The 12,995-nt window shown below is 68.2% G+C and carries 18 protein-coding genes and 1 pseudogene; 13 read left to right on the top strand and 6 right to left on the bottom strand.

Annotation, left to right across the window (positions count from 1 at the left end; genetic code table 11):
• Window positions 1-212 precede the first annotated feature (212 nt).
• The 4 genes from ACZ56B_RS22800 to ACZ56B_RS22785 all read left to right on the top strand — a co-directional run bounded on the left by ACZ56B_RS22800 (window position 213) and on the right by ACZ56B_RS22785 (window position 3,289).
• Window positions 213-1,463 carry a ParA family protein gene (locus ACZ56B_RS22800; RefSeq protein ID WP_468793578.1) on the top strand — a complete coding sequence of 417 codons (1,251 nt, stop codon included), beginning with the start codon at window positions 213-215 and terminating at the stop codon, window positions 1,461-1,463.
• Window positions 1,464-1,552: 89 nt separating this feature from the next.
• The gene (locus ACZ56B_RS22795) at window positions 1,553-2,437 is read left to right on the top strand and encodes a ParB/RepB/Spo0J family partition protein (protein WP_468793575.1); all 885 of its coding nucleotides are present in this window, start codon (window positions 1,553-1,555) and stop codon (window positions 2,435-2,437) included.
• 25 nt (window positions 2,438-2,462) lie between these two features.
• Complete coding sequence (locus ACZ56B_RS22790) at window positions 2,463-2,765, top strand: ferredoxin (protein ID WP_468793572.1); 303 nt, start codon at window positions 2,463-2,465, stop codon at window positions 2,763-2,765.
• Window positions 2,766-2,797: 32 nt separating this feature from the next.
• Entirely contained in the window at window positions 2,798-3,289 is a 492-nt protein-coding gene (locus ACZ56B_RS22785; RefSeq protein WP_468793569.1) for a hypothetical protein, read from the top strand.
• A gap of 19 nt (window positions 3,290-3,308) precedes the next feature.
• Here ACZ56B_RS22785 and ACZ56B_RS22780 read toward each other — a convergent pair whose 3' ends face one another.
• The 3 genes and pseudogenes from ACZ56B_RS22780 to ACZ56B_RS22770 form a co-directional block, all read right to left on the bottom strand.
• Complete coding sequence (locus tag ACZ56B_RS22780) at window positions 3,309-3,662, bottom strand: hypothetical protein (RefSeq protein ID WP_468793635.1); 354 nt, start codon at window positions 3,660-3,662, stop codon at window positions 3,309-3,311.
• A gap of 88 nt (window positions 3,663-3,750) precedes the next feature.
• Window positions 3,751-4,257, bottom strand: a pseudogene (locus ACZ56B_RS22775) (ATP-dependent DNA ligase); the annotation flags it as partial.
• 111 nt (window positions 4,258-4,368) lie between these two features.
• Window positions 4,369-4,719, bottom strand: a complete 351-nt coding sequence (locus ACZ56B_RS22770; RefSeq protein ID WP_468793566.1) for a DUF6233 domain-containing protein — start codon at window positions 4,717-4,719, stop codon at window positions 4,369-4,371.
• A gap of 82 nt (window positions 4,720-4,801) precedes the next feature.
• On the opposite strand from ACZ56B_RS22770, the gene ACZ56B_RS22765 reads away from it, so the two are divergent.
• The 4 genes from ACZ56B_RS22765 (at window position 4,802) to ACZ56B_RS22750 (ending at window position 6,179) form a co-directional block, all read left to right on the top strand.
• Window positions 4,802-5,029 (top strand): hypothetical protein, encoded by a 228-nt coding sequence (locus ACZ56B_RS22765; protein WP_370406070.1) that lies wholly within the window; start codon window positions 4,802-4,804, stop codon window positions 5,027-5,029.
• A 50-nt stretch (window positions 5,030-5,079) separates the two neighbouring features.
• Window positions 5,080-5,472, top strand: a complete 393-nt coding sequence (locus ACZ56B_RS22760; RefSeq protein WP_468793563.1) for a hypothetical protein — start codon at window positions 5,080-5,082, stop codon at window positions 5,470-5,472.
• Window positions 5,473-5,688: 216 nt separating this feature from the next.
• On the top strand, window positions 5,689-5,886 hold the full coding sequence (locus ACZ56B_RS22755) for a toxin-antitoxin system HicB family antitoxin (protein WP_239075933.1): 198 nt from the start codon (window positions 5,689-5,691) through the stop codon (window positions 5,884-5,886).
• Window positions 5,883-6,179, top strand: a complete 297-nt coding sequence (locus tag ACZ56B_RS22750) for a hypothetical protein (protein WP_468422408.1) — start codon at window positions 5,883-5,885, stop codon at window positions 6,177-6,179. Before ACZ56B_RS22755 ends, ACZ56B_RS22750 begins: the two co-directional genes overlap by 4 nt.
• Window positions 6,180-6,314: 135 nt before the next feature.
• Here the strand turns inward: ACZ56B_RS22750 and ACZ56B_RS22745 are convergent, their stop codons facing one another.
• Entirely contained in the window at window positions 6,315-6,914 is a 600-nt protein-coding gene (locus tag ACZ56B_RS22745; RefSeq protein WP_468793558.1) for a hypothetical protein, read from the bottom strand.
• 391 nt (window positions 6,915-7,305) lie between these two features.
• Here ACZ56B_RS22745 and ACZ56B_RS22740 point away from each other — a divergent pair, with 391 nt between their 5' ends.
• Window positions 7,306-7,536 (top strand): DUF6207 family protein, encoded by a 231-nt coding sequence (locus tag ACZ56B_RS22740; RefSeq protein WP_468793555.1) that lies wholly within the window; start codon window positions 7,306-7,308, stop codon window positions 7,534-7,536.
• Between the two features lie 21 nt (window positions 7,537-7,557).
• On the opposite strand, the gene ACZ56B_RS22735 is transcribed toward ACZ56B_RS22740, so the two are convergent.
• A complete protein-coding gene (locus tag ACZ56B_RS22735) occupies window positions 7,558-8,226 on the bottom strand; it encodes an HNH endonuclease family protein (RefSeq protein ID WP_468793552.1) in 669 nt (222 codons plus the stop codon).
• Window positions 8,227-8,675: 449 nt separating this feature from the next.
• On the opposite strand from ACZ56B_RS22735, the gene ACZ56B_RS22730 reads away from it, so the two are divergent.
• The 4 genes from ACZ56B_RS22730 (at window position 8,676) to ACZ56B_RS22715 (ending at window position 12,640) form a co-directional block, all read left to right on the top strand.
• A complete protein-coding gene (locus ACZ56B_RS22730) occupies window positions 8,676-9,941 on the top strand; it encodes an AlbA family DNA-binding domain-containing protein (RefSeq protein ID WP_468793549.1) in 1,266 nt (421 codons plus the stop codon).
• A 757-nt stretch (window positions 9,942-10,698) separates the two neighbouring features.
• Window positions 10,699-10,926 carry a hypothetical protein gene (locus ACZ56B_RS22725; RefSeq protein WP_468793546.1) on the top strand — a complete coding sequence of 76 codons (228 nt, stop codon included), beginning with the start codon at window positions 10,699-10,701 and terminating at the stop codon, window positions 10,924-10,926.
• A complete protein-coding gene (locus ACZ56B_RS22720) occupies window positions 10,923-11,825 on the top strand; it encodes an RNA polymerase sigma factor (RefSeq protein ID WP_468793543.1) in 903 nt (300 codons plus the stop codon). Before ACZ56B_RS22725 ends, ACZ56B_RS22720 begins: the two co-directional genes overlap by 4 nt.
• Entirely contained in the window at window positions 11,822-12,640 is an 819-nt protein-coding gene (locus ACZ56B_RS22715) for a hypothetical protein (protein WP_468793540.1), read from the top strand. The genes ACZ56B_RS22720 and ACZ56B_RS22715 overlap by 4 nt, the downstream gene beginning before the upstream one ends.
• Before the next feature lie 57 nt (window positions 12,641-12,697).
• Here the strand turns inward: ACZ56B_RS22715 and ACZ56B_RS22710 are convergent, their stop codons facing one another.
• Window positions 12,698-12,985, bottom strand: a complete 288-nt coding sequence (locus tag ACZ56B_RS22710) for a hypothetical protein (RefSeq protein ID WP_468793537.1) — start codon at window positions 12,983-12,985, stop codon at window positions 12,698-12,700.
• Window positions 12,986-12,995 lie beyond the last annotated feature (10 nt).

Genomic DNA, 12,995 nt, shown 5'->3' with positions numbered 1-12,995 from the left:
GCGCGACCACGATAGCCGCGGTACTTACTGTCGCCGGCATCTCTGCTGGCGGGGTGGGGGGGACCTCGGCTGCGGCCGCCCCCCCCCCCCCCCCCCCCCCCCGGGACCGCTGGGTGGAGCGCGGGGGGCCGACGTGCTCTGATGGGGCCGAGGGGGTGATAACTGAGTTATCACCCCCTGCTTCTGACGATGCAGGTTAGTAAGCTCACCGCATGGTTACCCCAAGCCCTTCCGGAGACAGGGAAAAGGTTGTCTCCAAGCTGCCGACATGGCTGCGCCGTGACCTGAAGGTGCGCGCCGCGCAGCTCGGCGTGGACATCCAAGACGCCACTTCTCAGGCCATCGAGATGTGGCAGACGACTAGCGAAGTCGCGCCCGTGGAAACGGCCGGCGGTGTCGCGTGGTCGACTTGGCTGCCGCCGGGCCAGTGGGCGGAACTGCGTGAGACGTGCACGTCCCGCGGGATGCCGCTCGTGCAGGGACTCGCCCAAGCCATCACCCTGTGGCTCCAGACCCACTCGGCACCCGCCCCCACGGAGTACACCCGCCGCATCGTGGTGTGCAATCAGAAGGGAGGTGTGGGCAAGACGAGCATCGCGGCCGCACTGGCCGGCGCTTGCGCGGAAGATCCCGAACTGCAAGTGCCCGTAGCAGCGGAGGCCTTGGCCCTCCAGTCCGCTGACGGAGAAGGGCTGTCCAGCGAGGCCACGGACCTGCTCACGTCCGACGAAACGCATGCCGGTCTCGGCCTTCGGGTCCTGCTCGTCGACTACGACCCGCAGGGCCACCTCACCCAGCAACTCGGCCTGGAGCTCATCGGCATTGATGACCCCAGCCTCGCCAAGTACATGGCGGGCACCGTACGGACGGGGTCGATCCGGGACGTGATCGTCACCGTAGAGGACAGCCGATTTGGCGGACGTCTCGACATCCTGCCCGCCTGCAACGACGCCTTCCTCCTGGACGTCATGATCGCCATGGACCGCAACCGCCAGGCCACGCTCGAACGCGTACTGGAACCGCTGGAAGCCGACTACGACGTCATCATCCTGGACGGCCCACCCAGCCTCGGGGTGGGCATGGACGCGGGCATCTACTACGCGCGGCGCCGTGAGAACGAGGCCCCCGGCAACTCAGGCGTGCTCATCCCCGTCCAGCCCGAGGACAGCTCGGGCGACGCGTTCAAACTGTTGCGTCACCAGATCGAATCCGGTCAGGTGGACTGGCGTATCGAGGTGGACGACCTTGGCCTGGTCGTGAACCTCTACGACCCGCGCGACGGATACGTAGTCACGTCGGCACTGGAAGCTTGGAGACAGCTCAAGGAGCCCCGAATGATCGGCGTTGTCCGTCGATTGAAAGAGCAGCGGGAGGCCGTCAGGAACCGCCAGAACCTCATCTCCTACGCCCCGCTCTCAGAACAGGCAAAGGTCATCCGCCGCATCGTGAGGGAGATCGTGTGAGTGCCCGACGAGCAGCAGACCGCGTAGGCGCACCAGCTTTCGGTGCCCTGCAGAGCAGCCGGGGAAGGGCCATCGCTGCCGTCACCGGAGTGACTCCGGTCTTCGAAGCGACTCAGATCCCGCCCTCAGACATCAGCTTCAACCCGGACAACCCACGTGAAGAACTGGGAGACGTCAGCGATCTGACTGAGAGCTTCCAGGAAGTCGGGCAGATCGTCGCGCTCACCATCGCGACCGTGGACGCCTACCTGACCAACCGTCCCGACCGGCGGGGCGACCTGGAAGGAGGAGCCAAGTTCGTTGTCATTGACGGCAACCGGCGACTGAAGGCTGCCCGCGAAGCAAGCCTGCCGACTGTCAAGGTCATGCTGGCGGACGAGTTCGCCGCCACCGATGAAAGCCTGCTCGAAGCGGCATTCATCGCCAACGCCAAGCGGGAAGGTCTCAGCGAACTGGAAGAAGCCCAGGCCCTCGACAAGCTGGTCAAGTTCTACGGCTCTCAGCACAAGGCAGCCAAGCGCCTGGGCATCAGTCAGCCGCTCATCAGCCAGAAAATCTCCCTGCTCAGCCTCACACCGGAACTCCAAGCCGATCTGGAAGCAGGACGACGTAACGTCTCCCATCTGCGCAACCTGGCCAAACACCCGCCAGAAGAGCAGCGCAAGGAAGCCGACCGGCGCGCCCGGCTCGATGCTGAGAAGAAGAGCCGGCGCACGAAGCGCAGCTCCTCGGCGGTGCCCGAGGGTGATAACTCAGTTATCACCCTCCCCGACGTGTCACCACATGCTGGTGCACCACAGCCGCCCGTGTCGGTCCCCGTTCAGGCAGCCGAGCCCGCAGGCCGGCAGCCGGTGCTGTTCCCCTACGACGACGGGAAGTTCGCCGCCCAGCTCCTGACGCGCAAGATGCCCCCGGACCAGCTCGACTTGCTGACCGACCTCTTGATCGAGCAGCGGTCCAGGAAGAGCGTCTGACGAGCCTCGGCCCCGGTCCGCCGTGATGGCAGGCAGGCCGGGGCCAGGGTCTCCGGTGGGAGTTCAGGGCGTCGGAGTGCTGGGCAGTATCCGCGCACAGTCCTGTCCAGTGAATCGTCATCAAGGGGGCTTCGTGCCTGTCTCTGTCGACCGGGAAGAGTGTTACGGCTCAGCGGAGTGCGTGTACCGGGTGCCTGACGTGTTCAGGGTCGTGGACGGCTATGGGGAGGTCATCCCCGGCCAGGAGGGTGCGGACGAGGACCCGCGCGTCATTGCGGCCGCGGAGGCATGCCCGTCTCAGGCCATCAGGATTTCGCAGGTCGGCTGAGAAGCCGCGCCCCGCTGGGCATACTGCTGGGCATGACGCCGTCGCTCGTCTTCCGCCTCTACGTGACGATCGTGCTGATTGCGGCGTGCATGACGGTCGGAGGGGCCTGCCTGGGCTTCTTGCTCTGGGGTTGGCGGGGCGCCGTGGTGGGGGCAAGCCTGATGGGATTGCTCGTGGGTGCCCTGGTGTTGTTTCCCCACCGGCGGACGCTGACGCTGCTGGGAGCCGATGCCGCTGAGGTGCAGGGGTCGGCCGAGGGGGCAGCTGACGCGGTCGTCATAGGCATCTGCCTCTACCAGGCCGCGGTGGATCCGCTCACGCCGGGCGGTGTGAGCGAAGAGGAGCGGGAGGCCCGGCGTAGCCGGGCATACCAGATCGCCGCGTCCGAGGCGCTGCCCCGGAAGGTCCAGGTCTCGGCGGCGGCGGCCCTGGAAGCCCTCGATGAAGGTCAGGACGATGAGCGTGCGCAGGCTGCGCTGGAAGCACTGGTGCGTTCAGTCTACGAGAGCCGCGCCAACTTCTGACGGCTCAACTGGCAGTCTGTCACTCACCGAACAGCGGCACGGTGGACACCTCGATGTCTGTGCGGACGCGGTGCGCGCGGGCGGGGTGCCGCCACCGCCCGGCCGCGTCCCGGGCGACGTCGACCGCCACCTCCATCACGACGTCGGGCTGCACCAGGTGCACATCGAGGGTGCGCTGAGTGCCCCACCCCGCGCTGAACGTCCACCCTTCCCAGGGGTGCGCGGCCGGAGGCGGGGCGATCAGCTCGGCGAGGGTGCGGCCGGCTGCTTGGGAGAGGGTGGTGCTGCGGCCGGTGTACTGCAGGCGCCCGGCACGGTCGTAACGGCCCAGCAGGACCGTCCGGGGAGCGGCCCAGGGAGCCGGTGACCGCACCCACGATGGCCTCGGTCGTGACCCGTACTTTGTACTTCTTCCACGAGCGCACCGGTCGGTAAGGCTCATCCAGCCTCTTGAAACACAGGCCCTCCAACCCGGCCGCCGTCCATCCCAGCCACTGCTCAGCCACGGCCGGGTCGGTGGTCGACGGGCACAGCGTCAGCAGTCCTGCGAGACCGTGCTCACTGAACAGCTGCTCCAGTGCTGTGCGCCGCCGCGCGTAGGCCCAACCGGTCAAATCAGCATCACCGTGGTGGAGCAGGTCGAAGACGACGTAGTGCGCCGGCCACCGGCCCGCGGCCTCGCTCGCTCCCTTGCCCCTGTGGGCCAGACGCTGCTGCAGCCGCTCGAACACCAACCGGCCGGACTCCCACACCACCAGCTCGCCATCAAGGCCCACGTCGGCCGGCAGCTGCGTGAGGGCTGCGGCCCGGATCTCCGGGAACGAGCCCGTCATGTCGGTGCCCTGCCGTGAGCGCAGCAGCACCCGCCCACCGCTGTGCACGGCGAGCTGCGCGCGGAAGCCGTCCCACTTCGGCTCTGCCGCGTACCCGGCGGGCAGAGCAGGGCTGTCGACGGACACGGTGAGCATCGGCTGAGGCAGTGACCAGGTCATGCCCGCATGCCTTCCACGCCGCGGACCGCCGGGCCGGTCCGGAAGAGGGCCGTCACCAGGCAGGCAACCTGGAAGGCCGGGGCATGGTCAGTCGAGGATGCCCAGGGCGGTGTCGGGGCGGCAGTGCACGCAGGGCGGCACCTGCTGGCGCAGCGCGTCGAGGACCTGGTTGCGGGACGCTGGACGGCACCGGCCGCTCTTGGCAGCCGCCCAGCAGTCTCCGCAGTGCACGGCGTCCACGTTGGCGTGGTTCAGCCCGTACTGGATCAGCCAGTCCGGAGGCGCCGGCCGCGCCTGTTCGCCTCGCTGCCGCTCGGCTTCTCGTCGTTCCTCGTCGGCGATCCACTGATCGATCTGAGTGAGAGCCGCCGTCGCCTGCTGCACCACCACCCGGCGCGCGAAGTGCAGCATCTGAAGCCGCGAGGAGTGATCGGTCATGTGTTCGATATTAGAGGGAGGGCGGGCCGGTGGTCGGGCCGTCCACTTCCGTGCGGATCGGGCGCGGCGTACGGTCAGGGCCATGACCAGTGGAAACCGGCAGCGGCGTGACGGCTCGGCCAAGCGGGTCCAGCTGACCAGCGGTGACCACAGCGGCCCGAAGGACAAGAAGGCGAAGAAGCCGCGTGTCAGCCGGCCGGATCGGGCCCAGCGGAAGGCAGCCGCTGGCCGGGCCTGGACGGAGCTGTTCGACCGCCTCCGCGAGGTGAAAGAACGGGAGCAGGCCAGGTCTGATCCCTCCCAGGAGTGATCAAGGGGCCGGATCCGTGCCCACCTGATCAGTCTGCGGGTTAGCCGCTCATGCGACTCTCTGTGATCAAAGCGGCTATCAGCGTGGTGGCTGCCCTGGTGGTCCTGGCGCCTTCTGCGTCGGCGTCGGTACCGATGAGCGCGGACCGCACCAAGGGGGAGGTGACGATCTCCGTCAAGGGCCGTGGACTGCACGTCGAGACGATCCACGTCACGAGCAGCAGGCAACGCACCTTGGAGGCGTTCCGCGTCTACCGCCACACCGGCTCGGCGGCCACCCAGTCGAACGTCACCCGCTGGAAGAAGGCGCGCTTCCACACCGCCGGGATGACGCGCTTCGCCATGGCCTCATGGAAGATCAACCGGAAGTTCCCGCACGGGACGTGGCTGTGCGCCACGGCGAAGAAGTCGTCCGGCAACCCCTGCATCCAGGTCCGCCGCTGACCGCGCCGACACCACGGTGCCCGCACTGAACCCGGGCACTGTGTCGCGCTCCCTTGGACTGCGCTCATTGAGCGGCCGGTGCCCAATCCGCAAAGCGGGTGGCAAGGGCACCGGCCAACCAAAGACCTCACAAAGGAGGACTCACCGCCAGCATATCGGGCCACCGTTCCCCGCTGGCACTATGCGCCACCACGACCCGGTGGCTACTCTTCCACCATGTCTGTCACCACGATGACCCTCCGCGTCCCCGACGATCTCGCCCCCGCGATCCGGGCCGCCGCCGGCGAGGCCGGACTGAGCGTGAACGCCTACGTCGTGCGCGCGGCCCGCCGCGCCGCGACCCTCGACGCCGCGAAGCAGCTCGCCGCCCTCGGCCTGGGGGACACCCTCGCGGGTGAGGGCGACACCCTGTGAACCGCGGGGACATCTGGACACTCCCCGACGGCCGCAACGTCCTGATCATCAGCCTGACCGGACTCGAAGAGGCCTACGGCGCCGTCCTGGCCATCGTCCTCCACGACAGCGGCCGCTACCCCGACACCGCCATGTCCGTCGTCATCGGCGACCCGCTGCCCTGCACAGCCGTCGCCGTCAACATCGTCCAACTGCGCACCGAGCGCTTCGACGGCGCCAAACTCCTCGGCCCCGTCGACGCCGCAGCCATGGCCCGCGTCGACGCCGCACTACGCGCAGTCCAGGACCTCTGACCGGCTCGCTGCGCCCGTGTGCCGGTACAGCCCCTCAGCTAAAAGGGCTACAGCACCCGCACCGTTGTTGAGCAGGACGGGCCCCGTCGGCCCTAGCGAGGTGGAACCTACGAGGTATGGCTTCGCCTACGGGGGTCAGCGGCTCTCAACGATGTGCCTTAGACGCTTTAGAGCGCGCACCGAAGCACCCCGCGCCGCCATCGCACTCACCAGTTCGTCCGCATCAAGCAGACACGCCATCCGAAGGTCATCGACGACCCTCTGGGCTGCCTTCTTGCCCAAGGTGTCGCCCCAGCCGTTGTTCTTGTGGAAAGTCAGCCGCTCCAACGCGTCCAGCCACCGCTTGTCCTCCGCCATGGCTTCCTCGTGCTGGGTGGAAAGGTTGAGAGCGCCGCGTTCCCGAGCCCAGCCCCGCACGGAGAACAAGAACCCTTCAACCACCACGAGCGAGGAGCCTTGGGCCAGCTGCTCGGCGTAGACGAGACTTTCCGGCGTCGGCGTGTAGGCGAGGACGGGCTCGCCGCTCGCTGGACGGCTCCGTGACTGAGGGCTTGTCACCTCGAACCCGCGTAGTGCGGGGACACTGGAGATCGCATCCAGCGCGTTCGCGACGAGAACAGGCGTCGCGCCCTCGTCCGTGGCTCGCCTCCGCACCCAGCGCGCTGCGAGAGCCGCAGCCTCTTCCCAGTCCTGCGCAACATCTTCTGGCACCCAGGCCGCGTGTCGTATCCCCATGATCAGAAGATACGCGCGGCCAGCATCCGTCTGGCGCGGAACAGGGTCTTCCCGGACGCTCGTCCTCGCCACATGCCCGCAGACGTCGCCCGTCTGCTCCGCGACCACCCCGCTACCGCCGGCCGCCCCGACACCACCACCGCTTCCTCACCACGCTCACCGGTCACTGTCACCGCAACGCTCGCCAGCTCGCACCCCCCGGTGCTTCCGGGCTGCGCGCCTACCAGCACGGCGCCGCGGCCGCCGGGCTTGCCCCCCTCAGCTGCCGTCTGAGCTGACACGGCAGCTGTTTCGCCCGCGTCGCGTGCCCCTTCCCGCTTTCCGGGGTCTCGCTCGGGTGAATTCGACCTCGGGAGAGAACTTGGTCTGGGCAGGGTGCGTCGTGCCGGTCATGGAAGCGATCAACGATGTGCATGTGTCCGAGCCGGGTCTGGTTGTGGTCGATGTCGCCGCCGCCGACGACGAGACCGCGTTCGCGTTCCACTCGGCCCTGTCCGCGCGGTGGGCGACGACGTCGGTGGAGCGCACCACCAGGGATGCAGGCCAGGCGGGTGTGCGGCTGCGTTGTTACCTCGACCTGCGTCAGCCCTTGACGGAACCCGCCGGGACGGGCGGGCCCTGACGGTGCGCCGGGCGAGAAGGGCTACCGGGCGAGGGTGATCGTAACGGGCTGGTTCGGGCAGTCCGTGGTGGCCCGGGTCAGGGTGTCGCGTTCCCTCTCGTCGGCTGTCAGCTGCCAGCGCAGTTTGGTGGCGATCCAGTCGGTGAGGTACTGGCAGTGGTACGGCTCGTACGGGGGCAGCCACTCAGCCGGGTCCTTGTCGGCCTTGGAGCGGTTGGTGGCCGCGGTGACCGCGATCAGGGAGCGGTCGTCCCCAAGGTCGTTGGCGTAGGCCTCACGCTCGGCAGCTGTCCAGGTGGAGGCGCCGGAGTCCCAACTCTCCGCCAACGGCACCAGGTGGTCCAGGTCAAGGGCGCTGGGGGAGTCGACATAGGTGTTGCTGTAGGCGCTGTACCACTGACCGCCGGACAGCTTGCAGCCCGCGGCCTGCTCCGGAGCGATGACCGCTTCGGCCTTCAGCACCTCGCTGCGGGTGTTGCAGCCGTCTCGGTCGGCGTCGACCCAGTGTCTGAACGCGCTGCGCTGGTAGCCGGCGCGGCTTTCCGCTGCGACGGGTAGCGAGGTGATGGCGTCGGCCAGGGGCAGGGTCAGGGTGTCGCCCTTCTCACCGAGCGGGCCGTCGGCGTAGGCGGGAGTGATGAGAGCGGCGACGGCAGCAGCAGCGGCCGCGACGGAGACGAGGGCGCGCACAGCGGGTCCTTCCGGAAGATCCGACGAGACGAGTCGAGATCTTCGTAGCGGAAGCACGCTGTCCGGGAGGCAGATCAGCCGGGGCATTCACCCTGGGGCATGGAAAGTCAGACCAGCGGCCCAGCACCCGAACGAGAGGAACAGGACGGCTCTGAACTGCCTACGCCCTGCCGACTGGCCCTGCATGATGCACAAGGCCTCACATTCCTACCGCGTGCCCGGGTCGCGGAGGCTTCCGCATGGACGGCTTCTTCGACATTGCCGGCACGCGCTTCGGGAACTCTCCGGAAACCCGTGAAGTGCACGGTCTGTGCCGCCGCAGACCCTGCGTGAACCCTGCCCGGAGCAGACAAACGCTGGGCTGTCGGTCCCCCTCCGTACCCTTGGCACTCAACTGCTGGGGCTTACGGGCCTGCCGGGCCTTGGACCACGGAAAGCGGGACCGCACAGTGCCATCGATCTACCTCTCCTCCGACAACCCCCGGTGGACACCGAAGACCGAGGCCGACCTCCAGGCCGCCATCACCGGTGGCCTGTTCGAGGAAAGCCACTACCTCGACCTCAAGAAGGCCCCGAACAGCAAGGGCGACAACAAGGAACTGGCGCGCGACCTGTCCTCGTTCGCCGTCGACGGCGGCACTCTGATCATCGGCGTGCAGGAGAACAAGGAAAGCCGCACCTTCGAACTCGCCCCCCAGCCACTGAACGGACTGCCGGAGAAGATCGAGCAGGTCGCCCGGACGATCCCCGACCCGCCGCTGACCATCCTCACCGAGGAAATCAGCGCGGCGGCCGACGACGGCACCGGCTACCTCGTCGTGCACATCCCGGCCAGCCCCGTCGCACCGCACATGGTCGACAACCGCTACTTCGGCCGCGGCGACAAGACGAAATACCAGATGGGCGACGCAGAGGTCGTCGCGCTGCACGCACGGCGGCGCAACACCGAGGCCGACACCCTCGCCCTGCTGCGCAAGGAGATGGACGAAGACCCGCTACGCGACGTGGGAGCCCAGTCCCACCTCTTCCTGGTCACCCAGCCCACAGCCGGACGACGGGACATGTGCCTGTCGATCACCGGCGCCCAGGACTGGAACATGCGCCTGCACACCCTGATCCGTCGCGTCCAGGACAACCAGCGCCTACGGGCAGCGCTCGAAGGTAAGGGCTTCAGCCCCGACCTGAGCCAAGCACACCAAGGGCACAGGCGCGCCAGGGGCATTGCTCTCAGCTCCTCCGGCCTCCGCTCCGACCGCACATATGCCGCAGACGGCGGCGGCGACGAGGATGTGATCGAAGTCCAGCTCTTCGAGGACGGCGGACTGCGCCTGTTCATGACCCGTCTCTCCGCCGGTCTCAAGAGCCATGCCTCGGAGGACGAGAAGGAACAGGTCCTTTTCGACGCCGGCGCCGTCATCCTCACCCGGCACATGCTGGAACTGACGCGTCTGATCTCCGACGACGTGGGCTACCACGGAAACTGGGCCGCTGCAGTCGGGGCCAACAGGCTCCGCGGCCGCCGCAGGTTCTCCGAACGGTCACACTGGCCCAGCAACCACAGGTACAGCGCCGACACCTACGAGGAAAGCACCGGCACCACGCTGGCGGAGCTGCGTGACGCACCGGGCACGGTGACCCGCAGGCTTCTGGGCCCCCTGCTCCGTTCGCTGGACTCCGAAGAGTTGTTCACCAAGGCCCTGACCGACGAAGGGTGATCTCACTCACCAGACGCTGCGGGAGGCCGACCGTCCGGCCATCACGGTCGGGACGGCACCGCGGCTGCCGAGGAGCACCACGGTGTCGCAGCTTGGGCGGCTTCCGGGGTAATGGGTGCGCTGGTCTGCCCTCAGGGATGCCAGTCGCAGTGCTCGTGTGGGAGCTGATGCAGCGAGACGGTCGGCGGCATCACATCGGGTCGGTCGCGAGGAGAAGACCCGCATGAAGGGACGTGCGACTGATCCATTGGAGCGGTGCTCTCGACAGGACCGCGTGCGGACAGACCGCGGGGAGTGTCAGTGCTGTGGTCTACGGTCGTCGTGCCCCCTGTGCGGGGATGTGCTCTCGCCTGGCCTCTATGGGCGGCCAGGCGAGAGCGGATGCCCGCTTCCCCCATTGTTTCGGCACAGGGACGGGCCCTTCCGGATGGAAGGCCGACACCAACGGCGTCACGTTCCATTGACGTCGCTTTGGCCTGCAATTGCAAGGAGAACCGGGAACTTCCACCCGTCAGCGCGCCGACTTGCCCCCTCAGGCGCCGTTACTCTCCCCAGCCGTGCCGGATACGGCCGTGATCGCTATTGTTCCGCGATTCCCTGATCACGTGGCGTAACAACTCCCCGTCTGGTCATGCTGGTTGCCCTCCCCAGCGCGGCGGCCTCGGCACCCGTCTGCGCGGGGCGCCGGCGTGCCCTCCCGGATGGGGCCGCCGGGCTCACATGGCTGACCCGACGACGACCAAGGGGAGTACCCCGTATGAAGCCTCGGCAGATAGCGGTCACCACGGTCACGGTCACGGTGACCGTGTTCGCCTGGAGCGTGGTGATGGTGGCCGCCGGCGAGACGGCCGCGGTGGCCGCGCTCGCCCCGGCCCTCGCCCTGACCGTGCAGCAGATCGTCCGCACCGTCCGCACCCGTACCGCGCCCACGCCCGGCGCCGCCCGCCTGGACGCGGCCGCGGACAAGGAGGACGACGCCCCGTGACGACACCGACCGAACCTCCAGTACCACCCGGCAGAGCCGCACCCGCCCGCCCCGGACGCAAGCTCGGGCCCGTCGCCGACAACGTCGGCAGCGCCCACCGCGCCTGGCTCGACCCGATGCGCACCTCCTACCTGGCCAGCGGCCTGACCCTGAACGAGCTCAGCGGCCGCGTCCGCTTCGCCAAGTCGAAGATCTCCGAACTGCTGCGCGGCGTCGGCCTCTACCCCCGCTGGGAGATCGTCCTCCTGCTTGCCCTCGAGCTGGGCATGCCGAACTGGCCCCTCTACCGGCTGTGGAGCCAGGCGGCCCTCGAAGCCCACAAGAGCAGCGAATGGATCAACAGCTGCACCGACCGCACCACCGTGACCGCCACCCACACCACCCCGCCCCTGGACCACGGCGCCTTCCGCGAACTCGTCGAGAACGACTACGTGCTCTACGCCCAGGTCTTCCTCGACGACGACCAGCGCGACAACGCCGTCGCCGACACCTTCGACCGCCTCTGGCTGTCCTGGAACCAGGCCCTCGCCAGCCACGACCTCCGCCGCTACGCCTGGAACGTCCTGCGCACCACCGTCATGGCCCGCACCCCCCACCGCGACGGCCGGCCCGAACTCGGCCATGCCGCCTTCGACACCGTCACCCTGCAGAACCTCACCGACCCGACCCACTACGCCCACCAGCTCACCGAAACCCTCGAACTCTTCACCGCGATCAGCCGCCTGCCCGACCGCCAACTCGACGTCATCGTCCTGCGCCGCCTGTGCGGCTTCACCCACGAGGCCGCCTCCGCCCTCTTGGGCACCTCCCTGGCCACCATCCGCTCCGACGAACGCCACGCCACCCGCTTCCTGGACAGCGTCATCCCGCCGCCCAGCACCGAAGGGACCGCCTCGTGAGCCACATCGAAGAACGCCTCTCCAGAGCCCTCCTCATCCGCAACCGCACCATCCCCCGAGAGACCGCTCCCCACCCCACACCAGGCACGACCAGCACACGCCAACCCGCACACACCCAGGCCCCGGATGGCCCGCTCACCGAGGCGGCCGAAGACCTGCGCGCCCTGTGCGAAACCCTCCTCACCCACACCCCACCCACCGCCGTCGCCGACTTCCTCACCGACCAGGTCCCCGAACCCCGCAGCGCCCTCGCCCTCGCCTGCGTCCTGCAACTGTCCGACACCGACGAAGGGGCACGGTTCTGGTGGCAGTACGCCGCCGGCGCCGGACAAGCCGCCGCCGCCTACTGCCTCTACCTCCACCACCTCGCCCAAGGAGAGAGCGACACTGCCGACTGGTGGCACCACCAGACCGACGACGTCCAATCCCTATCCGGATCACCAACCCCGGCTCAGGACGTTGGTCCTGAGCCGTACTGCCCCCGGCGCTGGCACCCCGCCAACCACCCCATCACCAGCACATCCACCACCACCATCCTCCGAGTCCTGCGCCACCTCTCCGCCAACACCAACCGATCAAGGTCAGCCACAGTCCTCAAGCTGATGACCTACATCCCCCGGGCGGTCACCTCCGGCTACCTCCGCGAACCCGAAGCCGAACTTCCCGTTCCTGGAGACGGCTTCGCCCAACGCGTCCAGGAGCTGATCAACACACCAGCCATCCGGCCCGAAGTAGGCGAACCGGCAACGCACTCCACCGCTCATGATGCTGAGGAGGCAGCGCCGCAAATGCTGGGAGAGACCGCGAAACGGTGAGGGCTCCGTTCTCTGACACCTGGTACGTAGGGGCGCACGTCGGGGGACCGCCGCGTGTTACATGCTGTCGGCCCATGCAGGGACGGGGTAGGCGTGGAGGTCGCCGAGGGCGAGACGGAGCGGACCGAGGAGGCGGTGAGCGAGGCCGGGGGAGAGGTCTTCGATCGCGAGGGCCGCAGCGGCGAAGCACACGGATTTCTGTTCGTCCGAGAAGCCCCGTACAGGTTCGTTGTAGGAGCGGGCTGCTCGGGCCAGTGCTGCTTCGGTGTGCTTGATCAGGGCGTTCTTCAGCTGTGCCCGGTTGGCGGCCGTGGCAAGGTCCTGCGCCTGGAACAGCGGAGACAACCTCGAGGCA

Source organism: Streptomyces sp. NPDC034670 (assembly GCF_055574875.1).
The sequence above is the reverse complement of the archived record's forward strand: the minus strand, read 5'-3'. Positions and strand labels throughout refer to the sequence as shown.